This window comes from Citricoccus nitrophenolicus (assembly GCF_047305825.1).
Lineage (GTDB): Bacteria > Actinomycetota > Actinomycetes > Actinomycetales > Micrococcaceae > Citricoccus > Citricoccus nitrophenolicus.
In genome coordinates this window covers 1246448-1271989 of sequence record NZ_CP063070.1, presented here as the reverse complement: position 1 = coordinate 1271989, position 25542 = coordinate 1246448, and the positions used below count along the sequence as shown (strand labels likewise).

Below are 25542 nucleotides of genomic sequence, written 5' to 3'. Positions count from 1 at the left end.
CCCTCCGCTATGCGTCAGTCCGATTTCTCCCACTTGTCCGTCCACTGCTGGAAGTCATGGTCCTGCACCGCGTAGTCCGCATCCTCGTAGTCCTCGACCACCTCGGCGGTCATGGTGCGGGTGTGCTTCCTGGAGCGGCGGTCCAACACGAGCCAGACCAGCGCACCGAGGGCGACGCCGGCGATCCCGAAGAGCACGAGGAGGTATCCGAAGAGCGCGCCGAAGGTGAAGTCCTCGTTCCCCCCGCCCACAGAGGCCGAGATCAGCGCGGCGATCATGCCCAGGACGGCGCCACCGATCAGGAAGACCTGGACCTTCGGGGCCCGACGGACCACGAGCGTGCGGTGCGCCAGGGAGGCGGCTTCCGGTGGGGAGGTGGGATCGCCCGGGGAACCGTCGGGGGGAAAAGTCATGGTCTCCATGGTACGGGGCGGGTGGGCCTGCGCCCGTTGCGTCACAGCGGCAGCCAGTCGCGGAGATCGGCCCTGGAACCGGAGGCCAGGACCTTCCCGGCCCCGACGGCGGCCTCCCACCCCACCAGCCCCGTGGCCAGTTCCAGCCAGGTCGCCGGATCCATCTCGATGACGTTCGGAGGCGTCCCGCGCGTGTGCCGGGGCCCCTCCACGCACTGGCAGACGCCGAAGGGCGGGACCCGGACCTCCACGGAGTTCCCCGGGGCCCGGGTGGCCAATTCCTCGAGGGTGTAGCGCACGGCGGTCGCCCGCGTGCTGCGGGGCAGGGCGGCGGACTCTTCAGCGCCGGCCGAACGGGCCCGAGACCAGGCCTCGAGGGCCGAACGGCCGTCGTCGGGGGCTATGCGTCGTCTGACGGACACGGTCTGCTCCTGATGCTCGCGCCGATGATCAGTCCAGCAGGGCCAGCACGGGCCGGGCCAGCTGGACCCGGCCCACGGGCGTGCCGCGGCCGAGGATCTTCGGTGCCACAGAATCCAGGACGCCCGGCAGTGCGTCCAGGTCCACCTGCTCGGGGGCGAACTGGGCCAGCAGCACCAGGGCCACGAGGTTGCCGGCTCGCGTGCCGCCGTCGAGCGCCTTGACCCGCCACGGAGGTTCCGTCACCGGCGGCCATGACCATCACGCCGTCCGCGCCGAGCTTGGCGAGCACGCCGAGCTCGCGGATGACCACCGTGTTCGTGTTGGTCTCCCCATGCACGGCCCAGGGGTGGTCCAGCATGGCCGTGGCCACGGCCGCAGCGTGAACCTCGGCATCCCGACGCAGCGGGGCGGCGGCGACCCTCCCGATCCCGCGGGCCAGACCGGTCAGGGACAGCACCGGGGCCGGTGCCCCGCAGCCGTCCACGCCCCAGTGCGCCACCGGCTCGCCGCAGTACTCCTCGAGGACGGCGGCCACCTCACGCTGCACTGGGTTCTCAGGATCCAGGTAGGTGCCCACGTCATGGCCGCCGTGCTTGGCGGCGGAGAGGAACCCGGCGTGCTTCCCCGAGCAGTTGTACGCCAGGGGGGTCTGCAGCGGGCCCCCGGGACCGGCATCCTGGGCCATCTCCAGCAGGCCGGCCGGGTCTGCGGGCCAGGCGGGTGGGCACTGCAGGAAGGTCTCGTCCAGGCCGGCGTAGGAGAGGATCGTGGCGGCGGTCTGGCGGTGCCGCGCGGTGCCGCGGTGCGAGCCGCAGGCCAGGGCTACCTGTTCGTCCACCAACCGGGCCCCGTGCCGCAGCGAGGCGATGGCCTGCAGCGGTTTGAGCGTGGAGCGCGGGTAGATCGGGGCGGCAGGATGGCCGAGGGAGGCCAGAACGGAGCCGTCCGGGGCCGTGACCACTGCGGAGCCGATGGAGCGGGACTCGATGAAACCGTTGCGGACCACGTGGACGAGTTCCTCCGCCTCGCCGACGGCAAAGGTGGCGGTCGGCTGGGTCGGCTGGGGCCGGGAGGGTTGCTGTGGCGGCTGGGATGCGGGCATGACACCACTGTAGGGGGCGTCCTGCCGAGGCCGGGCGGGCCCAGTGGGGGCCCGGGCGGGTTCGGCGGGGTTCAGGCGTCGAGGACCTCCAGGACGGGCCCCGCGAGTTCGGCCCGGCCCACCGGCCGGCCCCCGCCGAGGACGGTGGGGGTGACCACGTCCAGGACGCCGTTCAGGGCACGGAGGTCCACCTGATCCGGGGCGAAGCGCGCCATCAGGGTCAGCGCCACGAGGTTGTTGGCCCGGGAGGCCCCGTCCAGGGTCTTCACGGCCACGGCGGTGCCGTCCGGAGCGGCCACCACCAGGACGCCGTCCGCCCCGGACTTGGCCAGCAGCCCCAGCTCCCGCATGATCCGGGTGTTGGTGCTGTGGTGGCCCTGCACCGCCCAGGGGTGGCGCAGCATGGAGGTAGCCACCTGGACGGCGAAGTCGTCGATCGGCAAGCCCTGGGCGGCCCGCTCGGGGGCCGAGGCCACCCGGCCGATGCCACGCGCCAGGCCGGCCAGGGCGAGCCGCGGGGCCGGGCCGCCGCAGCCGTCCACGCCCACGTGCGTGGTCCGAGTGCCGCAGTAGTGCTCGAGCACCGTCAGCACCTCGCGCTGGAGTGGATGATCCGGGTCCAGATAGGTGTCCGTGTCCAGCCCGGAGGCCACGCAGGCCGCAAGCCACGCGGCGTGCTTTCCGGAGCAGTTGAACGCCAGCCGGTTGCGCCGTGGCCCGTCCGGCCGGTGGGTCCGCTCGGCCATCTTCAGCAGCTCGCGCCGGTCCTTCGGCCAGGCCCGCGGGCACTGCAGCGCGGACTTGTCCAGTCCGGCGCCGGCCAGGATCTCGCGGACGAGCCGCCGGTGGCGGGAGGTGCCGCGGTGGGAGCCCGAGGCGACGGCCACGTGGCGGGACTCCAGGACGGCGCCGAGCCGCAGAGAGGCGATGGCCTGGAGCGGTTTGAGGGCTGAGCGGCCGAACACCGTGGCATCCGGCGGACCCACTGCGGCCAGCACCTCGCCGGAGGGGCCGGTCACCACGGCGGCGCCGCTGTGGCGGGACTCCACCTGGCCGTTGCGGCTCAGGGTGACGAGCTCGGCGGCTTCCTGCGGGGCGAAGATCCCGGGCCGGGCCGGCTGAACGGGCGGGGACGTGGGGGTGGGGCTGTTCATGGTGCCCATGGTGCGGGACCAGGATGAGCGGGAGATGAGGCGGGGATGAGCTGGGTCTGTGAGTCTGCCCGGTCCTGGACTGCCGGGCATCACGGGCGTCACGGGCATCAAGTGACCAGACCACGGCACATCGGTGGGGGTTGAGTCACTTTGCGCCGGGGGAGGGCTCAGCGGCCGCGCCTCTTCAGCCATGTGGTGATGCCCACGGCAGCGGCCAGGGAGACCACCAGGGAGACCACGGCCACGGCCACGTCTCCGCGCTCGAAGCCGAACATCCGGGAGCCGAACCACAGGATCAGTGCCGTGACCAGCCACACCAGGATGAACCGGTAGACCGCGCTCAGGGCACTGCCGGCGCCCTGCGGGGCGCGGCCGTAGGGGTGGCCGTAGTGCTGCTGACCGTCGTCCGGTCCGGGGGTGCTGGACGTCATGCGTTCCATCGTACTGACGGGCCCGGCCGTGGACGGTCTAGGCTTGGGCACCGTGAAGATCCTCGTCCTCGGCTCCGGCGGCCGCGAACACGCCATCATCCGCGCCCTGCAGCGGGACCCCGACGTCCGGGAGATCCATGCGGCACCGGGCAACGCGGGCATCGCCCTCGATGTCCCCGTGCACCCGGTGGACGCCACGGACGCCACGGACGCCACCGTGCTGGCCGGCGAACTCGAGGCCGACCTGGTGGTGATCGGCCCGGAGGCGCCACTGGCCGCCGGCGTCTCGGACGCCCTGCACCAGGCCGGGTTCACCGTCTTCGGCCCCTCCAAGGCAGCCGCCGAGCTGGAGGCCTCCAAGTCCTTCGCCAAGGACGTCATGGCCCAGGCCGGCGTCCCCACCGCGGCCGCCCGCACCTGCGCCACGGCCGCGGAGGCCGAGGCCGCGCTGGACGAGTTCGGCGCGCCCTACGTGGTCAAGGACGACGGCCTGGCTGCCGGCAAGGGCGTGGTGGTCACCGCCGACCGCGCCGAGGCCCTCGCCCACGCCCGGTCCTGTTTCGGGGTGGGCGGCACCGTGGTCATCGAGGAGTTCCTGGACGGGCCCGAGGTCTCCCTGTTCGTCATCTCGGACGGCACCAACGCCATCCCGCTGGTCCCCGCCCAGGACTTCAAGCGGATCGGAGACGGCGACTCCGGCCCGAACACCGGCGGCATGGGCGCGTATACTCCGCTCGACTGGCTGCCCGCCGGCTTCACCGAGGAGGTCATGCAGCGCGTGGCCCGGCCCGTGATCGCCACCATGGCGGACCGCGGCACCCCCTTCGCCGGCGTCCTGTACTGCGGGCTGGCCCTCACCTCCCGCGGGCTCAAGGTCATCGAGTTCAACGTGCGCTTCGGCGACCCGGAGACCCAGGCCGTGTTGGCGCGGCTGCGCAGCCCGCTGGGCCGTTTCCTCATGGACGCCGCCACCGGCTGCCTGGCCCGGGTGCCGGAGCTGCAGTGGTCGGATGAGTACGCCGTGGACGTGGTGGTGGCCGCCGCAGGCTACCCGGAGGCTCCCGTCAAGGGCGGGGCCCTGACCGGCGTCGAGGCGGCCGAGGCGCTGGAGGGCGTCTCCGTGCTGCATGCGGGGACCGGCACCGGGCCCGACGGCGGACTGGTCGCCTCGGGCGGACGGGTCCTGGCCGTCGTCGGGCTGGGGGAGGACCTGGCCCAGGCACGGACCAGCGCCTATGCGGGCGTGGCGGAGATCTCGTTGGCGGGCTCACAGCACCGCACGGACATCGGCCTGCTGGCCGAGCGCGGGGAGATCGTGGTGCCAGGCGCCGCCGGCACCGAGGGGAAGGTGCGCTGATGGCGGGACTGGACACCGAGGTGCTGGAGCTGCCCGGCTGGCGTCACCTCTACTCGGGCAAGGTCCGCGACCTGTACGAGCCGGCGGACGCCGAGCCGGGTGAGGGAGACCTCCTGGTGGTGGCCTCGGACCGGATCAGCGCCTACGACTTCGTGCTGGACACCGAGATCCCGGACAAGGGCAAGGTGCTCACCCAACTCTCCCTCTGGTGGTTCGAGCAGCTCTCCGCCCCCACCCCCGAGGCGCAAAGTGACACCACCCCCACCGTGGTGACGCCTTCTGGTCACTCTGTGCCCATCCGGAACCACGTGGTCTCCGTGGACGTGCCGGAGGCCGTGGCCGGGCGGGCCATGGTGGTCCAGCGCCTGGACATGTATGAGGTCGAGTGCATCGCGCGCGGTTACCTGACCGGTTCCGGGCTCGCGGAGTACCGCCAGTCCGGGACGGTCACCGGGCTGGAGCTGCCCGCCGGACTGGTGGACGGCTCGAAGCTGGAGCCGGCGATCTTCACCCCCTCCGCGAAGGCGGAGGTGGGCGAGCATGACGAGAACATCACCTTCGAGCAGATGTCCCGCCTGGTCGGGGAGACCCCGGCCGCGCAGCTGCGGGACCTGACCCTGGACCTCTACACGCGGGCCGAGGGGATCGCCCGGGACCGCGGGATCATCCTGGCGGACACCAAGGTGGAGTTCGGGCTGAACTCCGCCGGGCAGATCGTCCTCGGAGACGAGGTGCTGACCCCGGACTCGTCGCGCTTCTGGGATGTGGACGACTACGAGCCGGGGCGCTCGCAGCCCTCCTTCGACAAGCAGTTCGTCCGTGACTGGCTGACCAGCCCGGATTCCGGCTGGGACCGGGCCTCCGGTGAGGCACCGCCTCACCTGCCGGCCGCCGTCGTGGCCAAGACCCGGGACCGGTACATCGAGGCCTACGAGCGCCTCACGGGGCTGACCTTCAGCGCCTGATCCGCCAGCCGGGTCTCACCCGACCAGGGAGTCCTCCCACGCCGCGTGCAGCTCGGCGAAGCGTCCGCCGGCGGCGATGAGCTCGGCGGGGGAGCCGTCCTCCACGATCCGCCCGTCATGCACCACGAGCACTCGGTCCGCGATCTCCACGGTGGACAGCCGGTGCGCGATGATCAGCGCCGTGCGGTCTCCCAGCAGCCGGGCCAGCCCCTGTTGCACGAGCCGCTCGCTGGGCAGGTCCAGCGAACTCGTGGCCTCGTCCAGGATGAGCACGGCCGGATCGGCCAGGAAGGCGCGGGCGAAGGAGACGAGCTGACGCTGGCCGGCGGAGAGCCGACCGCCGCGCTTGGTCACATCGGTCTCATATCCCTCGGGCAGGGACAGGATGAACTCGTGGGCCCCCACGGCCCGCGCCGCCGCCTGGATCTCCGCGTCCGAGGCGTCCGGCCGGCCCAGGGCGATGTTCTCCGCCACCGAACCGGAGAACAGGAACGCCTCCTGGGTCACCATGACCACGTTGCGCCGCAGATCGGCGGCGGAGAGTTGATCCAGCTCCACGCCGTCCAGTGTCAGGGAGCCGGAGGAGAGGTCGTAGAACCGGGCGATGAGCTTCACGAGCGTGGATTTGCCCGCACCGGTCTGGCCCACCACGGCCACGGTCTGCCCGGCGGGAATCGTGAGGTCGAACTCCGGAAGGATCACCGCCCCGTCCCCGTAGCCGAACTCGGCGTCCGTGAACTCGATCCGCCCCCTGGCCTCGGCCAGTGGCACCGGCCGTGCCGCCTCCTTCACGGTGGGGGCCTCCTCCAGCAGGCCGGAGACCTTCTCCAGGGCGGCGGTGGCGGACTGGAAGGCGGAATAGAACATGGCCACCTGCTCCATGGGCTGGAACACGCGCTTGCCGGCCAGCAGCAGCGCCACGAGCACGCCCACGGCCAGGGTGCCGTCCAGCACCCGGAGGCCGCCGAACAGCAGCATCGCCACCACGGTCAGGTTCCCGGTGATCACCAGGGTCGGCTGCAGGACGCCGAACAGGTTCAGGGACCGGACCATGTCATCGCGGTATTTGGAGGCCAGCTGGCGGTAGGTGGAATCGTTGGAGCGTTCCTTGCGGAAGGCCTGTACGGCGCGGATGCCCGTCATGGTCTCCACGAAGTGCACGATCATCCGGGCCGATGACACGCGGGATTCGCGGAAGACCGCCTCCGAACGCACCTGGTACCAGCGCACCGCGATCGCCACGGGCACGAACGCCACCAGCAGGATCAGGGCGGACCGCCAGTCCAGGATGACGATCGAGATGCCGGTGAAGAGCATGAACATCAGCCCGGACACGAGCGAGGACACCCCCTGGTCCAACAGCTCGCGCAGCGAGTCCAGGTCCGAGGTCTGCCGCGAGATCACCCGTCCCGAGGTGTACCTCTCGTGGAATTCGAGGCTCAGGCGCTGCGTGTGCCGGAACACCCACACGCGCAGGTCCAGCAGCATCGCCTGGCTGACCCGCGCGGTCAGCCACGTGTAGACCCCCAGCAACAGCCCCGCGGTCAGCGCGGCGGCCACGTAGGAGCCCCCGACGCCGGCCAGCACCGGTGCCGCGGATTCCCCGCCCTCCAGCGCGGAGACGGCCCGGGGCAGGCCCCAGTCGATGCCCCACGCGATGATCAGGGGGAACGACGCCCGGGCGGCGTTGGAGATCACCACGAGCGCCGCGGTCAGGATGAGTTTCCACTTCACCGGCCGCGCGAGGTCCTTCAGCAGTGTCCACGAGCGGGCCCGGACGTAACTGCGTTCCTCGCCGGTCAGATCCAGCCGTTCCTCGCCCCGGGTGCCGAGGAGGGACGGCGGCTGACGGTCCTGGCGGCGGCTCATGACGTCCGGCCCTTCTCGGTGGGCTGGTCGGTGGGCTGTTCGGTGGACTGGACGGGCAGCATGCCGGTGATCGCCCCGGAGTCCATGACCGATTCGATGGACTTGTCCTCCTCGAAGCTGGAGATGATGAAGCGGTACGCAGTGGAGCGGGCCAGCAGCTCGGCGTGGGTGCCGACGTCACGGATCCGCCCGTCCTGCAGTACCGCCACGCGGTCCGCCAGGGCCACCGTGGAGGGGCGGTGCGCCACGATCAGGGTGGTGGTCCCGGTGAGCACGCGGCGCAACCGTTGGGTGACCAGTTCCTCGGTGCGCACGTCCAGCGCGGAGAGCGGGTCGTCCAGCACGAGGATCTCGGGCTGGGCGGCGATGGAGCGGGCCAGGGCGATGCGCTGGCGCTGGCCGCCGGACAGGCTCAGCCCCTCCTCGCCGATCTGGGTGTCCACCCCTTCCGGCATCTCGTGCGCGAACCCCGCCTGAGCGGTGTCCAGGGCCAGGTCCAGCAACTCCTGCGCGGCGTCCGGGTCCGCGAGGATCTCGGCGGGGGCGCCGAGGAGCACGTTGTTCCGGATCGAGTCGGAGAACAGCGTGGCGTCCTCGAAGGCGATGGAGACCTTGCGGCGCAGCTCGAGCAATGCGTGGTCCCGCACGTCGACGCCGTCCACCAGGACCCGCCCGGCGGTGGCGTCGTAGAGACGGGGGACCAGCTGGACCAGGGTGGACTTGCCGGAGCCGGTGAGGCCCACCAGGGCCATGGTCTCGCCGGGCTCCAGGTGCAGGGTCACGTCCCGCAGGACGGACTCCGAGCCTTCGGCGGCGTCCGGGAAGCGGAACCCCACCGACTCGAACGCCAGCCCGCCCCCCGGCCGGGGCAGGGGCATCCACCGGCCGGCCGGCGTCGGGATCCGCGTTGGGGTCGGCAATGTCAACAGCCGTGTCCATGACGTCCAGGTGACGGTCGATCGCGGTCTTGGCGGACAGGGACATGCCCATCAGCTGACCCACGGACTCCACCGGACCGGCGAGCACCGCCGTGGTGGCGAAGAAGGCGGCGATGGCTCCCACGGTGAGGTCCCCGGTGGCCACGAGGTAGATCCCGGCGGCCAGGGACAGGCCGATCACGGTCTCCGGTAGGGCCACGATCAGCGCGATGAACTGGGAGAGCACGGTGGCCTTGTGGACCTCGGTGCCCCGCAGGGTGTCGGCCTGGCCACGGAACCCCTGCAGGGCCTCACCGCCACGGCCGAAGGCCTTGAGGACGCGGATTCCGTGGACGGATTCCTCCACCGTGGTGGCGAGGTCCCCTGCCTGGTCCTGGGACAGCCGGGACGCGGCGCGGAAGTCGTTGCGGAAGTAGAAGGAGCGCCACATGATCGGCACGGCCCCGGCGAGGTAGATGAGGCCGAGCACCCAGGAGGTGTTGAACAGCAGGACGATCCCGACGGTGATCGTGACGATCGAGACCACGAACATCACCGTGCCGAAGGCGATCCAGCGGCGCAGCAGGGACAGATCGCCCACGGAGCGGGAGAGCAGCTGGCCGGAGGGCCAGGCATCGTGGAAGGAGACCGGCAGGCGCTGGAGCCGGGTGAACAGGGCCGTCCGGGCGCGGTGCTCCACCCCGGCGGCGGGCGGCAGGATGAAGAAGCGGCGGCCGAAGATCAGCAGGCCCTCGGCCAGGCCGAGCCCGGTCATGATCCACACGGCGGTCCAGATGTCCGAGACGGAGCCGCCGGGGTGCAGGACCGAGTTCACGAGCTGCTGGATCACCTGGGGGATGGCCAGGGCCACCAGACCGGCCAGCATGGCGGAGACGAGGCCGGCGGCCCAGCGCCAGCGCACCCCGTCCAGATAGGGGGAGAGGCGGCGGATGGCCTCGATGAGGCTGCGTCCTGCCGCCGTCTCTGCCCTGCCCTCCTGGCCCGGCCGTGGAGTCGTGCGGGCGGGCGTGGACACGGCAACCCCTCCTGTCGGGAACATGAGGCCAGCACGCGATGTGGGGGCCGATCCACCATCCTACGGCTGTGCGAGCCGTCCTGAAAGATCCCTTTGAAAGATCCGGCGGCCCTGGCTGGAGGCCACGCAGCAGGTCAGGCCGGGGCGACGACGTCCAGCACGACCGCCTCGGGCCGGCAGGCGAAGCGGACCGGGGCCATGGGGGAGGCGCCGATCCCGGCGGAGACCTCCAGCGGTACGGTGCGTCCGCCCGCAGTCCATGAGGTCAGCCCGGAGGCCTGCCACCTGGGCAGATCACAATTGGTCACGAGCGCCCCGTAGAACGGCACGCAGATCTGGCCGCCGTGGGTGTGGCCGGCGAAGAGGACGTCCGCGCCGTCCTGGGCCATGGTGTCCAGTACCCGGCGGTAGGGGGCATGCGTCACGCCGATCCGCAGGTTGCGGGCGGGTGCCGAGCTGGCGCCCGGGAAACCGGGCCACTCGTCACGCTCCAGATGGGGGTCGTCCGTGCCGGCGAAGTCGAGGCGGATGTCCTGCAGGACGTGGGAGAAGCCCTGGTTGGAGAGGTTGAGCCAGCCGCGCGACTCGAAGGCGCCGAACAGCTCCTGCCACGGCAGTTCGCTGCGCCTCGGGTCCTGGCGAGAGGGCCCGGCGAGGTAGCGCAGGGGATTGGCCGGCTGGGGTGCGTAGTAGTCGTTGGAGCCGGGGACGAAGACCCCGGGCACATCCAGTAGGGGGCCGAGGGCCTCGAGCAGCGGGGGGACGGACGCGGCGGATCCGATGTTGTCCCCCGTATTGACCACCAGGTCAGGCTTCACGGCGGCGAGGGAGGACAGCCACGCCAGCTTGTCCCGCTGGGAGGGCATCAGGTGGATGTCCGAGAGGTGCAGGATCCGGAACGGCCGCCCGCCGGGCGGGAGGATCGGCAGCCGCTCGGTGCGCACCGTGAAGTTCCGGGCCTCCACCAGCGCGCCCCAGGCGATGAGCCCGGCTCCGGTGGCGGCCAGCGCCCCGGTGGCCGCCGCGGCGGTCCGTGCGGCAGTGGCCCATGGTGCCATGCGGCGGCCGGTCGCCCACCGCATGGCGGGGGCCTGAGTGGTTCCCATGCTCGCTGGCCTCAGTCCTCGGTCGAGACGACGGTGTCCGGATCGTAGTACGGCTGCGGCCCGGGGCGGTTGACCGTGATGGTCTCGCCGCCCTCGCGGCTGCCCTCGGTCCGCGGGTCGGAATCGGGACCGTCATATTCCGTGAACTCGTCGGTCGCGTAGTTCCCGGCCACCGAGCTCATGTAGTTGGCCCACATGGGCCCGGCGATGATGGAGCCCCAGACGTCGTCATAGGTGACTCCGCCGATCTGCTGCCCCTCCAGGGAGATCTGGTTGCGGAAGTTGCCGACCCAGGAGGCGGTGGTCAGGCCTGTGGTGGAGCCGATGAACCACGTGGACGAGGACCAGTTGTTGGTACCGGTCTTGCCGGCGACCTGGAACGGCATGTCCTGCGCGATGCGCTCGGAGGCGATGGCCTTGAGGGTGTTGTTCAGCTCGGCCACCTGCTGGGTGTCCGCCACCTTCTGGCAGTTCACCGGGGGGACCTGGTAGGAGTTGCCGCGGGTGTCCGTGACCTCGCTGATGACGCGGGGCTCGCAGTAGTTGCCGTCATCGGCCAGCGTGGCGTAGGCGGCGGCCATCATCAGGGGGGAGACCTCCTCCGATCCCAGCACGAAGGACGGGTTCAGCGGGTTGATCTCCTCACCGGTGCCGGCGTTCTGGATGCCCACACGGTCCAGGACGTCAGTGATGGCGCACAGGTCCTGGGCGTAGGCGGCTGCCACGGTGGCCGTGTTGATGGACCAGTAGAGGCCGTAGTCGGCGCGCATCGGCTTGTTCATGTCGGCGATCGCGTTGCGGACCGTCCAGCCGTCCCCCTCCACCCGGAGGGGGATGGTCCCGCCCTGGGCGCAGGAGCCCTGGAACTGGGTGTAGGTGGGGTATTCGTTGATGCGGGCGTCCAGGGTGTCCGTCATGGAGTTCCCCGCCTCGATCCAGGACAGGAACGTGAAGGGCTTCATGGTGGAGCCGGCCTGGAAGCCGTTGCCGCCGCCCATGGGCTTGTCCACATTGAAGTTCAGGGTGGTGTTGCCCTCGCCCTCGCGCACGTCATAGTTGGTGTTCTGCGCCATCGCCTTGACGTTGCCGGTTCCCGGCTCCACCGTGACGAGGGAGGCGCCCAGCTCGCCCTCAGTGCCGCTGTCCGACTCGAACACGGTGTAGGGGGCGTTCTCCTGTGCCTCCCGCTCCGCCTCCTGCTGGAGGGTGGAGTCCAGGGTGGTGGTGATCTGCAGCCCGCCGCGGTCCAACAGGCGTTGGCGGGACTCGAGGTCCGGGCCGAAGGCCTCTGAGGTCTGGACGGTGCGCTGGACGTAGTCACAGAAGTAGTTGCCGTAGTCGGCCGAGATACAGCCGGACTCTAGGGGGTTGACCTCCTGGGGGATGGGGGCCTCCACGGCCTCGTCGAACTCCTGCTGGGTGATGACCTCGTTGCCGAGCATGGCGGCCAACACGGTGTTGCGGCGGTCGGTGGCCCCCTCCGGATTGTTCACCGGGTTGTAGCCGTTCGGGGACTGCACCATGCCGGCCAGCAGGGCGGACTCGGGGATGTTCAGGTCCGCCGCGGTCTTGTTGAAGAAGTACCGGGAGGCGGCCTCCACACCGTAGACCCGGCCGGAGAACAGGACGATGTTGAGGTAGCCCTCGAGGATCTCGTCCTTGGTCATCTCCTTCTCCACGGCCACGGAGAGTTTCATCTCCCGCAGCTTGTCCGCCACGGACTTGGTGCCGGAGATCGTGGTGCGCTCGTTGTTCAGGTACTGCGCGTTGATCAGCACGTTGTTCACGTACTGCTGCGTGATGGTGGAGGCACCCTGGGTGGAGTCAGAGGTGGCGTTGTTCACCAGGGCGCGGGTGAGGCCGCGGGCGTCCACGCCGCTGTGCTCGTAGAACCGCTCGTCCTCGATCGAGATGATGGCGTCCTGCATGTTCTGGGAGATCTCGTCCAGGGTCACCGGCACGCGGTTCTCGGCGTAGAAGGTGGCCAGGATCTTGCCGTCCTGGTCCAGCACGCGGGAGGGGACGGAGAGTGGCTCCTCCTTCAGCTCGGCCGGCAGCTGGTCCAGCATGTCCCCGCCGGCCGTCGCGGTGGCTCCGCCCACGGCCGCCATCGGCAGGAGCAGTCCCGCTGCAAGGACACCACACAGCGCGCTGACACCGAGGAACGCGACGATTTTGCCCAGCGTGGTGGCAGTGTCGAAGAACGGGGACTTGCGATTGGCCATGGGGAGCATTCTACCGGCAGCCACCCCTGTGACAGGGGACCTCGGCGGCCCGTCCCGATCCGGTTAGGCTGGGCCCATGACAACCTGGGAATACCTGATCACCCCGCTGCCCCTGCACACGCCCAAGCAGGTGCTGGACATGCACGGCACCGAAGGCTGGGAACTGGTGAGCATCGTGACCGGTCCCGAGGGCGGATCCGTGGCCTACATGAAGCGCCCGAAGCCGTGAGCGCCGTCGAGGCCCGGCTGTCCGAGCTGGGGCTGACCCTGCCGCCGGTCGCCGCCCCCGTGGCCGCCTACGTCCCCGCACTCATCGATGGGAACCACGTCCACACCTCCGGGCAGCTGCCCTTCCAGGGCGGCCAGCTGCCCGCCACGGGGAAGGTCGGCGCCGAGGTGGATCCGGCGGAGGCCGCTGACCTGGCCCGGATCTGCGCGGTCAATGCCCTGGCGGCCGTGAAGTCGGTCATCGGGGACCTGGACCGCATCGAACAGGTCGTCAAGGTCGTGGGCTTCGTCTCCTCGGACCCGTCCTTCACCGGCCAGCCGCAGGTGCTCAACGGAGCCTCGGAGCTGCTGGGCCAGGTCTTCGGCGAGGCCGGCGCGCACGCCCGCTCCGCCGTGGGCGTCGCCGTGCTGCCGCTGGACTCGCCGGTCGAGGTCGAGGTCACCATACGGTTCAGCTGAGTCAGTCGGTCCACCTGACGATGCCGGCCCCGAGCCTCCCGTGAGCCCGTCCCCTGTGCCGCCGCGCCCGTCTCCTGCCCCGGAGTCGGCCTCGGAACCCGCGCCCGGCAGGCGCGTCGGTCTGGCCGTGGGACACGGGCCGATCCATCGCGCGCAGCGGGAGCTGCAGTCCCGGGTCTTCGAGCTGGCCGAGGGGGAGCTGCCCGCGGCCCGCAGCTGGTGGGTGCATGGGGAGCGCAGGCCGCGTGCCGCGCGCCGCGCCTCTTCCGTGGCCGTGGTCCGGGACGGGCCGAACGGGGTCGAGACGCTGCTGCGCTACCGGGCAGGGCCCACCCCGCTGGGTTCTGTGGCGTTCCCCGGGGGGTCACTTGACGCCTCGGACGAGGACGGCTGTCCGTGGTTCGGGCCCACGGCGGCCCAGTGGTCCCGCGTTCTCGGCGTGGGCGATCACCGCCTGGCCCGCCGCCACCTGACCGGCGCCCTCCGCGAGCTCTATGAGGAGACGGGGATCCTGCTGGCTGGCCCGGACCGGTTCTCGGTGGCGTCCAACCCGGGAGGCGGCGAGTGGCAGCAGGCCCGTACGGCCCTGGACCGGCAAGAGGTCAGCCTCCCGGAGCTCATGGGCCGGCGTGGTTTCGGGCTGCGGACGGATCTGCTGCGTGCGGTGGGCCGGTGGAACAGCCCCCATTTCTCCCACCGCCGCTTTGACACGCAGTACTTCGCGGCCGCCGTGCCCTACGGCCAGGAGGTGTCCCTGTTGGAGGGCAAGGGGCACTGGGCCGAGTGGCTGCCCGCTCGCCAGGTGTTGGCTGGCCGGGACACCGCGGACGTCGGGGAGGCGATCGGCCGCCCGGACACCGTCGGCCGGAGTCTCGGCCGGCTGACGGTGCCGGCAGTGGAATTGCTGCTGGAGCGGATGGCGGCCGCCGGCTCCACCGTGGAGTTCCTGATGGGTCTCACCGTCAGGGGCAGCGTGCCGGAGCACACCCCAGAACTGCAGGGCGCGCCGGACGGTCCCGAAGGCGGCGGATTCAACCTCGCGGTGGACCTTCCCGGCGGCCAGTGGGCCCGCCCCTGACCCCGCGTTGAGCAGTTGGTTGAGCCGTTAAGTGCCGTGAGGGCAGTACGCAGGGGTGCGTACTGCCCTCATCACCGGCGGAAGGTGTGCCGGCGGATCAGCGCGAGCGCTGGCGCAGACGCTGCAGGTCCAGCACCACCACGGCGCGGTTCTCCAGGCGGATCCAGCCGCGCTGCACGAACTCGGCGAGAGCCTTGTTCACGGTCTCGCGGGAGGCACCGACCAGCTGGGCCAGTTCCTCCTGGGTGAGATCGTGGGCCACCAGCAGGCCGTCATTGGCCGGGCGGCCGAAGCGGTCGGCCAGGTCCAGCAGCGCCTTGGCCACGCGGCCGGGGACGTCCGAGAAGACCAGATCCGCGAGGGACTCGTTGGTCTTGGACAGCCGCTGGGCCAGGGCCCGCAGCAACTGCATGGACACCTCGGGGGTGGACTGGATGACCTTGCGCAGGTTCTCGTGGCGCAGGCCGGCCAGACGGGCACCGGACACGGCGGTGGCGGTGGCGGTGCGCGGCGCGGGGTTGAACAGGGCCATCTCGCCGAAGACCTCACCGGGGCCGAGGATGGCCAGCAGGTTCTCCCGGCCATCAGGGGCCGTGCGGCCGAGCTTGATCTTGCCGGACATGATGACGTAGAGCTGGTCGCCCTGATCGCCTTCATGGAAGGCCGAGGTGCCACGGGACAGCTCCACCTCGGTCAGCTCGGAGGTCAGTGCTGAAAAGACCTCGTCATCCAGATTGGTGAACAGCGGGGCCTTGCGCAGTACCTCGAGATCCATGTGTCCTTCGTCCTCACTGTCGACTGGCATGCCGGACAACTTTCGACATGCGGGGCGTTACTGTGATCCATTCTGCCCCATCTGCGGCAATGGTAACGGTAAAGTGGGGACTTACGCGCGTACGGGGGCGGACGCAGGAAGGCAGATTCCTTGTTGATCGGACTGACCGTGCTGGACTGGGTCCTGATAGTGGTCCTGTTCGTGTTCCTCCTCGCTGGCTATCGGCGCGGATTCTGGGTCACGCTCGGAACCATCCTGGGGTTGGTGGCCGGTGCCGCCGCTGCCTTCTTCTCCATCCCGCTCGTCTCCGAATGGGTCCCCGATCCAGGGTGGCGGCTGGTGGCGATCGTGGCCGCCGCCCTGCTGCTCGTCCTTCTGGGCCAGGCGATCGGAGCCGGCATCGGGCGCGCCATCCGCCTCAGGATGGCGCTGCCCGCACTACGGGCCGTGGACCGGCTCGCCGGCGCAGTGGTCAACACGGCTGTGGCAGCCGCGCTCATCTCCCTCATAGCGTTCTCCGCCTCCTCCATGGGCCTGGCGCCGGTCACCTCGGCGATCTCGGATTCCCGGGTCATCACCACCATCAACCACGTGGTTCCGGAGTCCGCCAAGGCGATGGTCGCGCGGGTTCGCTCTGCCGTGGCCGGCTCGGACGTGGTGCCGGAGCTGCCCGTGCCGGTCACCACCGCCACACCCGCGGCACCCGAGGCCACGGCCGAGCCGGGCGAGGCCATGCAGGCGGCGCGCGATTCGGTGGTGCGGATCTCCGGGACGGCACTGGTGTGCGGACAGAACCAGACGGGGTCCGGCTTCGCCGTGGCGCCGGATCGTGTGGTGACCAACGCCCACGTGGTCTCGGGGGTGACCGAGCCTTCCGTGGAGTCCCTGGACGGCACGGTGCACGCCGGGCGCGTGGTGCACTTCGATGAGTCCCGGGACGTGGCGGTGATCGCCGTGGACGGGGCCGAGCTGCCGGAACTGGAGTCGGGCGGGCAGCTCGAGGACCAGGAGTCGGGCTACATCATGGGTTATCCCGCGGGTGGGCCCTTCCGGATGGACCCCGCCATGGTGCAGGCCCGCGGCGAGGTCACCGTCAACAACATCTATGGCTCCGAGCCCGGGCTGCTGGACATCTACCAGCTGAACGCGGACGTGCAGCAGGGCAGTTCCGGCGGCCCGCTGCTGACGGACGAGGGCGAGGTGGCCGGCATCGTCTTCGCACGGGCCACCGGGGACATCGAGGTGGGCTACGCCATCACGGGCGAGGAGGCCGAACAGGCCCTGACCGGTGCGGAGCAGATGGAGGACACGGTCTCCACCGGCCAGTGTGTCCAAGGACACTGACCTCCTCCGTCCCGCCCGGGAAGCCGGGCGGGCCGGCGTCGGGAACCTCCGGTTGACTAGTGAGAACCGGAGCGGAAATCGTGCGTTCGGTGCCTTGACTGGTCTACTGTGGCAGTCATCACATTCGCGCACCGCATCGCCGGTCCGCCGCCGCACCACCCTCAGATGCGGCCACGGGCCAGGCTGACTGGGTTACTGACCGGGAGGACCTCCGTGTCGACGCAGACCGCACCATCTACAGGGGGCAAGCTGACCCGCGAGCAATTCGCGGGTCGCTGGGCCTTCATCTTCGCCGCCGTCGGCTCCGCCGTGGGCCTCGGCAACATCTGGCGATTCCCCTACATCGCCTACGAGAACGGGGGCGGCGCCTTCATCGTCCCCTATCTGATCGCGCTGCTCACGGCGGGCATCCCGCTACTGTTCTTCGACTACGCGATCGGCCACCGCTTCAAGGGCTCTCCGCCGATGGCCTTCCGGCGGCTGAGCAAGTGGACCGAGTCCATCGGCTGGTGGCAGGTGCTGATCTGCTTCGTCATCGGCGTCTACTACGCCGCGATCGTCGCCTACGCAGCCGTGTACACCTGGTTCTCGTTCAGCGAGGCCTGGGGGGATGACCCGGAGACGTTCTTCTTCGGCGAGTACCTGAACGTGTCCGAGGGCTTCGCGCCAACGCTGGAGTTCGTCCCGGCGGTCTTCTGGCCGATGCTCATCGTGTGGCTCATCCTCCTGGTGATCCTCGGGGCGGGCGTCAAGAAGGGCATTGCCATGGCCTCGCTCATCGGTATTCCGGTGCTGGCCACCATGTTCATCATCCTGGTGATCGTGGCCCTGTTCCTGCCGGGGGCGCCCGAGGGGCTCAACGCCCTGTTCACCCCGAACTGGTCGGTGCTCACCGACCCCCAGGTGTGGATCGCGGCCTATGGGCAGATCTTCTTCTCGCTGTCCGTGGGCTTCGGCATCATGATCACCTACTCCTCCTACCTCAAGCGCCGTACGAACCTCACCGGTTCGGGCCTCCTGGTCGGTTTCTCGAACTCCAGCTTCGAGATCCTGTCCGGCATCGGCGTGTTCTCCGCCCTGGGCTTCATGGCCCAGGCGAACGGGGTGGACGTGGCCGATGTGGTCACCAACGGCATCGGCCTGGCCTTCATCGCCTTCCCCACGATCATCTCCCAGGCCCCGGCCGGTGCGCTGATCGGCGTGCTGTTCTTCGCCTCGCTGGTGGTGGCGGGATTCACCTCGCTGATCTCCATCCTCGAGGTGGTGATCTCCGGGGTGAAGGACAAGCTCGGCTGGAGCCGCTGGATGACCGTGTCCGTGGTGGTCGGCTTCGCGGGGATCGTCTCGCTGCTGCTGTTCAGTACCACCAGCGGCATCAATGTCCTGGACGTGACGGACGCCTTCGCCAACAACTTCGGGATCGTGGGCGCCGCCCTGGTGGCCGTCGTGGTGGTCTCCTGGGTGCTGCGCCGCCTGGACGGCATGGTCGGACACCTGAATGCGGTGTCCTCCTTCCGGGTGGGCATCGTCTACAAGGTCCTGGTGGCGGTGGTCCTGCCGATCGTGCTGGCGTACATGTGGATCTCCGACGTGGTCCTCAAGGCCCAGGACGGTTACGGGGACATGCCGAGTTGGTTCGTGGGCACCTTCGGTTGGGGCATGTCGATCGCCCTGATCGTGGTGGCCGTCCTGCTGTCCCTGCTGCCGTGGTCGCCGAAGTCCGCGCTGCACAGTGAGCTGAATGACAACTTCGCGGCAGCTCCCGGCGCCCTCGGGGCGTCCGACCAGCACGGCGGGGCCGGCACCGGCCATGGCCGCCATGCCGAGGTCCCGTCCCATCCCCAGAACCCCGAGAAGGGAGCCTGACATGGACCCGATCGCCATCGTGTTCCTGCTCATCGCCATCGTGGTGGTGTGGGGCGGCATGGCCGCCTCGCTCGTCCACCTGCTCAAGAACCCGGACCACCTGTCCGGAGACGAGGGCGCGACCGACCCGTCCTGACCCGGCCCAACGCCCTCCACTCGGCCCGAGGCGCTGAGTCCGCCCCGAGGCACAAAGTGACACCACCCCGTCCGTTTGGACGGGGTGGTGTCACTTTGTGCCTCTTGAGGGACGCTCGGAGGGGCGGGCGCGCGGCTCCGGAGGTCCTACTGCCGCAGCGACTCCGCGATCCTCTGCATGATCGAGGGATCGGCCAGGGTCGAGGCGTCGCCCGGATCGCGGCCCTCGGCCACGTCCTTGAGCAGGCGGCGCATGATCTTCCCGGAGCGGGTCTTGGGCAGCTCGGGGACCACCATGATGTGCTTCGGCTTGGCGATGGCCCCGATCTCGGCGGCCACATGGCCCCGCAGGTCCGCCTCGGCCTTCGACGGGTCCACCTCGCCGTTCGACTGGGCCTCCTCGGTGAGGATCACGAAGGCCACCACGGCCTGGCCCGTGGTGGCGTCGGTGGCGCCGACCACGGCGGACTCGGCCACCATCGGGTGGGACACCAGCGCGGACTCGATCTCCGAGGTGGACAGCCGGTGCCCGGAGATGTTCATGACATCGTCCACACGGCCGGTCACCCACACGTCCCCGTCCTCGTCCCGGCGGGCGCCGTCTCCGGCGAAGTACATGCCCTCGAACCGGGACCAGTACGTCTCCTTGTAGCGCTCAGGATTGCCCCAGATGCCGCGCAGCATGGCCGGCCACGGGTCGCGGATCACGAGGAAACCGGCCCCGGCGCCCTCAATCGAGACGCCGGCATCATCCACCACGTCCACCGTGATCCCCGGGACGGGGGTCTGGGCCGAGCCGGGCTTGGTGGCCGTGACGCCCGGCAACGGGGAGATCATGTGGGCGCCGGTCTCGGTCTGCCACCAGGTGTCGACGATCGGGGCAGGGTGCTCCTTGCGGGCCCCCGGGGTGACGGAGCCGTCGTCGTTCTTCACGCCCGCGCCGGCATTGCCGCCGATCACCTCGCGGTACCACATCCAGGCCTCGGGGTTGATGGCCTCGCCCACGGAACCGAGCACCCGGATGGAGGAGAGGTCGAAGGAATCCGGGACCTGCCGGCCCCACTTCATGCAGGTGCGGATGGCCGTGGGGGCGGTGTACATGAGGGTGACGCCGTACTTGGCCACGATCTCCCACCAGCGCCCGTTGTGCGGGAAGTCCGGGGTGCCCTCGTAGATCACCTGGGTGGCACCGTTGATCAGCGGGGCGTAGGTGACGTAGGAGTGTCCGGTGACCCAGCCGACGTCCGCGGTGCACCAGTAGACGTCCGTCTCCGGGTGCAGGTCGAAGGTGTCCCGGTGGGTGACGGCGCCCTGCACGAGGTAGCCGCCGGTGGTGTGCAGGATGCCCTTCGGCTTCCCGGTGGTGCCGGAGGTGTAGAGGATGTACAGCGGGTGCTCGGAGTCATGCCAGACCAGCTCGTGCTCGTCCGACTGCTCGGCCAGCACCTCGTGCCACCACAGGTCCCGGCCCTCGGTCCAGTCCACGTCCTGCTCATTGCGCCGGACCACCAGGACGTTGGACACGGTGTGGCCCGGATCGGCCAGCGAGGCGTCCACGGCGGGTTTGAGCATGGAGGGTTTGCCGCGGCGCCACGAGCCGTCCGCGGTGACCACGAGCTTGGCCTCGGCGTCATCGATCCGGGAGCGCAGGGCGTCCGCGGAGAAGCCGCCGAAGACCACGGAGTGCACCGCGCCGATCCGGGCGCAGGCCAGCATGGTGATGACGGTCTCGGTGATCATCGGCAGGTAGACGGCCACGCGGTCACCCTTGGTGACGCCCAGTGACTCGAAGGCGTTGGCGGCCCTGCGGACCTCGGCGGCCAGCTCGGCGTAGGTCCAGGATCTCGAATCGCCCGGCTCGCCCTCGAAGTGGATGGCCACCCGGTCACCCAGCCCGGCCTCCACGTGCCGGTCCAGGGCGTTGTAGGCCGCGTTGGTGGTGCCGCCCACGAACCACTGGGCGAACGGGGCGTCGGACCAGTCGAGCACCTCGGTGAAGTCCTGGTCCCAATGCAGCACCTCCCTCGCCTGCCGGCCCCAGTACGCCAGCCGGTCCGCGGCAGCGTCCTCGTAGCGGTCCGCGCCCGCCACGGCCTGCGCCGAGAACTCGGCCGAGGGTGGGAAGCTGCGGTGTTCGTGGGAGAGCGTGTCCATGGTGCCGCCGCCGTCAGCCGTTGCGGACGGGGTGGCCGGTTCGTTGGACGCTGCTGTGCTCATGCGTACTCCTTGGTGGCGCGGTCACGGGGCCGCCGCCTGGACGGGACTGTTGCTGTAATGCCCGTCACAGGTGGCCTGCGTCCTTAGACTAACGCTCCGATGCGTCGTGTGAAGTTCCCGAGGTTGCGCCAACGTTGCATGAGACCCTCCGGCTGGTTCAATGGTGCAGAGACCGTCCACAGGGGAACCGGCGACCACCGCCGGTCTGGATGCAAGGATTCACCCGGACGTCCCGCAGATGCGGGCGGACCGGGGATCACGGGAGGAATCACATGGGCACCGCACCGGATGCACCCGTCACCACGCAGGGCCATGGTGACTCGGGACTGAAGTTGACCAGCTGGGACGTCGGATTCCTCGCATCATCCCTCGTGGTCCTGGCCGGATCCCTGGTCCCGCTGATCACGGTGCGGTGGGGCGTGAACCTGTGGGGTGTCTACAACCTGTTCTTCCTGGGGATCGGCCTCCTGCTTCCGCTGACCGCCGCCGGCTTCCTGGTGGCCCGCGCTGCCTCAGGCCAGGGCACCCGGGACGCAGGGCCGCGGCTGGGCTCGCTCAGCACCGATCAGTTCGCCCACGTGGCAGCCTGGCTCGCGTTGGCCTTCTACTTCGTCACCTTCGCCACCACCTTGGACCCGGTGCTGCTCATCGGCCTGGCCGGCTCCCTCGGCCTCGTGGTCACGTCCCCCCTGCGTGGGCTCGTGGCGCCACTGGTGGCAGGCTCTGGCGAGACGCGGGCCACGAGCCATGCCCCGGCCGTTGCCCCGGGGACGACGACGGCCCCGGCACCGGGCGCCGGAGAGGTCCGGGACCCGCTGGACCCGGCTCACACCTCGGGGGATGCCGCCCCCGCAGGGGCGGGCCCCGACGCTCTGGACTCGGCCGCGGCGGCGTCCACCACGACTTCTGACGCCTGGCCGGCGGACGGCTCCGCGGCGGACTCCTTCCCGAGCCCGGGCTACGGCCAACCGGAGGCCCAGGGGTCACCCGGGTCCTCGGAGGATCTCCATTCCTCGTCCGAGGCCGGCAACACTGCCGGACACTCTCCCGAACAGGCGGGCGAGCGACCTGACGCAGGGCCCACCGGGTCCGAGATCGACGAAGAACTGGGGATGACCCGCGTACGGCCGCGTTCCACGGATGAGGCCGCCGCCTCGGCCACCGCCGCCTTCGGTGCGCCGGCGACCGAGGCAACCGAGGCCACTGAGGTCACCAACGCTGCCGATGAAACCGACGCCGCGGAGATGTCTGGGTCCACCGGCACCACCGGTCTGGCGGAGCCCGCCCAGTCCTCTCCGCGTGGGACGGAACCGGCCGACTACGAGGCCTTCTGGTTCGCGGTCGGCACCCGGCGCTCGGCCGTGGCCCCGGAGGACGGCAGCCCGGTCTTCGATCTGGAGCCCGGCGGGTGGATCCTCGCCCTCGAGGACCGCCGCCACGAGTTCCTGGTGCAGAACACCGACGGCCGCACCGGCGTGCTCAGGGACCTGACGGACATCGAGCGCGCATGACCGGGCGCCGTTCCGCCACCGGCGCCGGCACCGGCAGCATCACGGGGGAGAGCGCCCTGGCACTCACGCGCCGGGCCCGCAGGATCAACCGGGTGCTCGCGGAGGCGTACCCGTACGCGGTGGCAGAGCTGGACTTCACCAATGCCTTCGAACTGCTCGTGGCCACGGTCCTGTCCGCCCAGACCACGGACGTGCGCGTCAACGCCACCACTCCCGGACTCTTCGCCCGGTTCCCGGATGCCGAGGCCATGGCCCACGCGGACGAGCGGGAACTCCAGGAGATCGTGCGCCCGCTGGGCTTCTACCGCAACAAGGCCACGGCCATCCAGGGCCTGTCCCGCGCCCTGGTGGAGCACCACGGTGGCGAGGTCCCGGGAGAACTCAACGCGTTGGTGAAGCTTCCCGGCGTTGGCCGCAAGACCGCCTTTGTGGTGCTCGGCAACGCCTTCGGGATCCCCGGACTCACGGTGGACACCCATTTCGGGCGGCTGGCCCGGCGGCTCGGGTTCACCACCCAGCAGGACCCCGTCAAGGTGGAGCACGAGGTTGCCGCGCTCTTCGAACCCCGCGACTGGACCATGCTCTCGCACCGGCTCGTCTTCCACGGCCGGCGCGTCTGCCACGCCAAGCGCCCCGCCTGCGGAGCCTGCCCCGTCGCTCGCTGGTGCCCCTCCTACGGCGCTGGGGAGACGGATCCGGACGCGGCGGCGGCATTGTTGAAGTATGAACTGGCACCCGGCCGCGAGGACCTGCTGGCCAGGATGCTCGCGGGGGCGAGCCGCGCCGAGCTGCGGGCCGAGGGATACAGTCTGGGAGCATGATGCAGATCGACGGAGCGCTCGCGGACCTGCGCCGGCTCGTGGGTCGGTACGGCACCCTGGACCCGGCCCTGGCGGCCCGGTACGCGCAGGTACGGGACGAGCACCCGGTGCCGGACGACGACGGCCGAGGCTGGGACTTCGGCATCACCCTGGTGCCCCCTCCGGGTGGCGAAGCACCGGTGGAATCGGCGGTGCTCGTGTTGTTCGGGGCGCTCGACGACCAGCCGGCACACTTCCACTCCTCCGCCGTGCCCGAGGATCTGGACCTGCTGCTGACCCAACGGTCCCTCAGCCTGCGCCAGCACCCAGGGCAGATCGCCTTCCCGGGCGGGCGCAAGGACCCCGAGGACGTGGACCACGCGGCCTGCGCTGTGCGGGAGGCCGAGGAGGAGACCGGGCTGGACCCGGACGGGGTACGGGTCATCGGTACGCTCCCACCGGCGCCACTGACCGTGTCCAATTTCCAGGTGTTCCCCGTGCTGGGCTGGTGGGACCGGCCCTCTGACGTCTTCGTGGTGGACGAGGGCGAGGCGGCCCGCGTGTTCCGGGTGCCTGTGGCAGACCTGGTGGATCCCGCCAACCGCATCACCACGTCCCTGACCCGCGGCGCCGCGGGGAACGCACAGCGCTTCCGGAGCCCCGGCTTCCTGGTGTCCGGTGCCCTCGTCTGGGGGTTCACGGCGATCCTCATCGACCGGATCCTGGACCTGCTGGGATGGTCTCAGGACTGGGACCGGCAACGGATCGTGGACATCACCGACTGGGACGCGTCCATGCCCGTGCCGCGGGCCGACTCAGGATAGGCCCCGCCGGACGGCTCCTCCACAGGTGACCGGGTGTCCGGCCGCCCTCCACAGGCTGCCCCCTGCGGACCACACGGCCGGTGGCACCGGGCCAGTCTGGAGACATGGCTGTCCCTGCATCCGCCCCGCTGCCCGTCGTGTTCGTCTCCTCGCCCGATGCCGGGGCACCTCCGCCCCACGGGTTGATCGGGGGTGGTCGGCTCCACTCCGAGCTGTTGTGTGCCGAGGTCGCGGCCTGCGTGGCCGCGGTGGGGCACCGATTGCACGTCCTGACCCGGGCAGAGGCGAGTTCCGAGGACGCGATCGCGGCAGTGGGCCGTCCCACGGCCGTCCTGTGGGGGCTCGATCCCTCAGAGACCTCGTTGCCGGACCCTCTCCGGGGCCTTCCCCCAGGGATCCGGGCGCTACCGGTGTCCCTGGGCGGCTCAGCCGAGCCCCATGAGGGGCTGAGTCTGCCGGAGGACTCCCGGAAACTCTGTCGGACGCTGGCCCGGACCACCCCGGACGGTCGGCTCGGTGGGGCCCCGGGGCAGGCCGTGGTGGTGGTCCATCAGGGGCCCGGCTCGGACGGCGACGCACGGTGGCCCGGGCTGACGTGGGCCTTGACCCTGCTGTGGGGCGGACCCGGCCGCGGCCTCCTCGTGGACGCGCAAGGGCCGGACGGTGGTCTCAGCAACCGTCTGCGCCCCCTCGCACCTCTCGGCGCTGACCGCATCGGATGGCAGAGCGCCGGCGGAGTCCCGGTCCCGGGACCGGCCCTGGCGTCCCAGCTGCCCAGCGCCGGCGGAGTCCGCTGGTGGGGATGGACCGCGCCGAGGGGAACCCCTGGGGGCGGTCAGATCCTGTGGGACGCACCGGAGCAGTGTCTCGAGACGGCGCGGGAGTCGTTCGCCTGGACCGTGGTGGATGTCGGACGGGACGTCGCCCGGGCCCGTGATGCCGCGGACCGGGGAACACCGGTGGTGCTGTGCACCGAGGAGCCCCCGCCGGCGGACCTGCCACTCCACCCGGAGATGGTCCTGTGTGCCAGCGGTGCGCAACGTCGCCCGGGCACGGCTTCGACGCCCGTCCCGGGCACGGTGCCCACCACGGTTCCCCTCCGGGCCTCTGATTGGGCAGGGGCCTCGGTGGCCTCCTGGGGCCGATCGGCCCGCCGTGGATCCGGCCGACGGCTGGCGGCGGAGACCGGTTTGAGGCTGGAGCGGCAGGACGGGCAACAGGTCGACCAGCGGACCGGGACCGGGCACCGGGGCGAGCTGGCCGAGAGGATCCGTCCATGAGCGCCGGGTGGCAGCCGGAACCTCCGA

At 70.6% G+C, this 25542-nt stretch carries 22 protein-coding genes and 2 pseudogenes; 12 read left to right on the top strand and 12 right to left on the bottom strand.

Going from position 1 to position 25542, the window contains the following annotated elements; genetic code table 11:
* Positions 1–14: 14 nt before the first annotated feature.
* From IMT31_RS05870 to IMT31_RS05850, 5 genes and pseudogenes are all read right to left on the bottom strand, one after another.
* Complete coding sequence (locus IMT31_RS05870) at positions 15–413, bottom strand: hypothetical protein (protein WP_345360247.1); 399 nt, start codon at positions 411–413, stop codon at positions 15–17.
* A gap of 41 nt (positions 414–454) precedes the next feature.
* On the bottom strand, positions 455–835 hold the full coding sequence (locus IMT31_RS05865; RefSeq protein ID WP_345360250.1) for a sterol carrier family protein: 381 nt from the start codon (positions 833–835) through the stop codon (positions 455–457).
* Positions 836–863: 28 nt separating this feature from the next.
* A pseudogene (locus tag IMT31_RS05860) lies at positions 864–1938 on the bottom strand (asparaginase).
* A 71-nt stretch (positions 1939–2009) separates the two neighbouring features.
* Entirely contained in the window at positions 2010–3092 is a 1083-nt protein-coding gene (locus IMT31_RS05855) for an asparaginase (protein WP_413544072.1), read from the bottom strand.
* A gap of 167 nt (positions 3093–3259) precedes the next feature.
* Positions 3260–3523 (bottom strand): hypothetical protein, encoded by a 264-nt coding sequence (locus IMT31_RS05850; protein WP_345360258.1) that lies wholly within the window; start codon positions 3521–3523, stop codon positions 3260–3262.
* Between the two features lie 52 nt (positions 3524–3575).
* Between IMT31_RS05850 and purD the strand changes: the two genes are divergently transcribed.
* Positions 3576–4880: a phosphoribosylamine--glycine ligase gene (gene purD / locus IMT31_RS05845; RefSeq protein ID WP_413544375.1), complete on the top strand. Its 1305-nt coding sequence runs from the start codon at positions 3576–3578 to the stop codon at positions 4878–4880.
* The gene (locus IMT31_RS05840) at positions 4880–5845 is read left to right on the top strand and encodes a phosphoribosylaminoimidazolesuccinocarboxamide synthase (RefSeq protein WP_413544071.1); all 966 of its coding nucleotides are present in this window, start codon (positions 4880–4882) and stop codon (positions 5843–5845) included. The genes purD and IMT31_RS05840 overlap by 1 nt, the downstream gene beginning before the upstream one ends.
* Positions 5846–5860: 15 nt before the next feature.
* Here the strand turns inward: IMT31_RS05840 and IMT31_RS05835 are convergent, their stop codons facing one another.
* From IMT31_RS05835 to IMT31_RS05815, 5 genes and pseudogenes are all read right to left on the bottom strand, one after another.
* The gene (locus IMT31_RS05835) at positions 5861–7714 is read right to left on the bottom strand and encodes an ABC transporter ATP-binding protein (RefSeq protein ID WP_413544070.1); all 1854 of its coding nucleotides are present in this window, start codon (positions 7712–7714) and stop codon (positions 5861–5863) included.
* A complete protein-coding gene (locus tag IMT31_RS05830; protein ID WP_413544069.1) occupies positions 7711–8640 on the bottom strand; it encodes an ABC transporter ATP-binding protein in 930 nt (309 codons plus the stop codon). Before IMT31_RS05830 ends, IMT31_RS05835 begins: the two co-directional genes overlap by 4 nt.
* 142 nt (positions 8641–8782) lie before the next feature.
* Positions 8783–9517: pseudogene (locus tag IMT31_RS05825) on the bottom strand (ABC transporter ATP-binding protein); the annotation flags it as partial.
* Positions 9518–9801: 284 nt separating this feature from the next.
* Complete coding sequence (locus tag IMT31_RS05820; protein ID WP_413544374.1) at positions 9802–10725, bottom strand: metallophosphoesterase; 924 nt, start codon at positions 10723–10725, stop codon at positions 9802–9804.
* A gap of 59 nt (positions 10726–10784) precedes the next feature.
* Complete coding sequence (locus IMT31_RS05815; protein WP_413544068.1) at positions 10785–12998, bottom strand: transglycosylase domain-containing protein; 2214 nt, start codon at positions 12996–12998, stop codon at positions 10785–10787.
* Positions 12999–13074: 76 nt separating this feature from the next.
* On the opposite strand from IMT31_RS05815, the gene IMT31_RS05810 reads away from it, so the two are divergent.
* The 3 genes from IMT31_RS05810 to IMT31_RS05800 are packed head-to-tail and all read left to right on the top strand — an operon-like array spanning position 13075 to position 14763.
* Positions 13075–13227 carry a hypothetical protein gene (locus IMT31_RS05810; RefSeq protein ID WP_345360272.1) on the top strand — a complete coding sequence of 51 codons (153 nt, stop codon included), beginning with the start codon at positions 13075–13077 and terminating at the stop codon, positions 13225–13227.
* Complete coding sequence (locus IMT31_RS05805; protein WP_413544067.1) at positions 13224–13685, top strand: RidA family protein; 462 nt, start codon at positions 13224–13226, stop codon at positions 13683–13685. Before IMT31_RS05810 ends, IMT31_RS05805 begins: the two co-directional genes overlap by 4 nt.
* A gap of 40 nt (positions 13686–13725) precedes the next feature.
* The gene (locus tag IMT31_RS05800; RefSeq protein WP_413544066.1) at positions 13726–14763 is read left to right on the top strand and encodes an NUDIX hydrolase; all 1038 of its coding nucleotides are present in this window, start codon (positions 13726–13728) and stop codon (positions 14761–14763) included.
* 97 nt (positions 14764–14860) lie between these two features.
* On the opposite strand, the gene IMT31_RS05795 is transcribed toward IMT31_RS05800, so the two are convergent.
* Complete coding sequence (locus IMT31_RS05795) at positions 14861–15538, bottom strand: Crp/Fnr family transcriptional regulator (RefSeq protein WP_345360281.1); 678 nt, start codon at positions 15536–15538, stop codon at positions 14861–14863.
* 150 nt (positions 15539–15688) lie between these two features.
* Here IMT31_RS05795 and IMT31_RS05790 point away from each other — a divergent pair, with 150 nt between their 5' ends.
* From IMT31_RS05790 to IMT31_RS05780, 3 genes are all read left to right on the top strand, one after another.
* The gene (locus IMT31_RS05790) at positions 15689–16882 is read left to right on the top strand and encodes a MarP family serine protease (RefSeq protein ID WP_345360284.1); all 1194 of its coding nucleotides are present in this window, start codon (positions 15689–15691) and stop codon (positions 16880–16882) included.
* A 165-nt stretch (positions 16883–17047) separates the two neighbouring features.
* Positions 17048–18748 carry a sodium-dependent transporter gene (locus IMT31_RS05785; protein ID WP_413544373.1) on the top strand — a complete coding sequence of 567 codons (1701 nt, stop codon included), beginning with the start codon at positions 17048–17050 and terminating at the stop codon, positions 18746–18748.
* A gap of 1 nt (position 18749) precedes the next feature.
* On the top strand, positions 18750–18884 hold the full coding sequence (locus IMT31_RS05780) for a methionine/alanine import family NSS transporter small subunit (RefSeq protein ID WP_345360290.1): 135 nt from the start codon (positions 18750–18752) through the stop codon (positions 18882–18884).
* 146 nt (positions 18885–19030) lie between these two features.
* On the opposite strand, the gene IMT31_RS05775 is transcribed toward IMT31_RS05780, so the two are convergent.
* Complete coding sequence (locus IMT31_RS05775; RefSeq protein ID WP_413544065.1) at positions 19031–21100, bottom strand: acetate--CoA ligase; 2070 nt, start codon at positions 21098–21100, stop codon at positions 19031–19033.
* A 272-nt stretch (positions 21101–21372) separates the two neighbouring features.
* On the opposite strand from IMT31_RS05775, the gene IMT31_RS05770 reads away from it, so the two are divergent.
* The 4 genes from IMT31_RS05770 (at position 21373) to IMT31_RS05755 (ending at position 25515) form a co-directional block, all read left to right on the top strand.
* Positions 21373–22611, top strand: a complete 1239-nt coding sequence (locus IMT31_RS05770) for a hypothetical protein (protein ID WP_413544064.1) — start codon at positions 21373–21375, stop codon at positions 22609–22611.
* On the top strand, positions 22608–23432 hold the full coding sequence (gene nth, locus IMT31_RS05765) for an endonuclease III (protein ID WP_413544063.1): 825 nt from the start codon (positions 22608–22610) through the stop codon (positions 23430–23432). Before IMT31_RS05770 ends, nth begins: the two co-directional genes overlap by 4 nt.
* The gene (locus IMT31_RS05760) at positions 23429–24235 is read left to right on the top strand and encodes an NUDIX hydrolase (RefSeq protein WP_413544062.1); all 807 of its coding nucleotides are present in this window, start codon (positions 23429–23431) and stop codon (positions 24233–24235) included. Before nth ends, IMT31_RS05760 begins: the two co-directional genes overlap by 4 nt.
* 104 nt (positions 24236–24339) lie before the next feature.
* Entirely contained in the window at positions 24340–25515 is a 1176-nt protein-coding gene (locus IMT31_RS05755; protein WP_413544061.1) for a hypothetical protein, read from the top strand.
* The last annotated feature ends 27 nt before the right edge of the window (positions 25516–25542 follow it).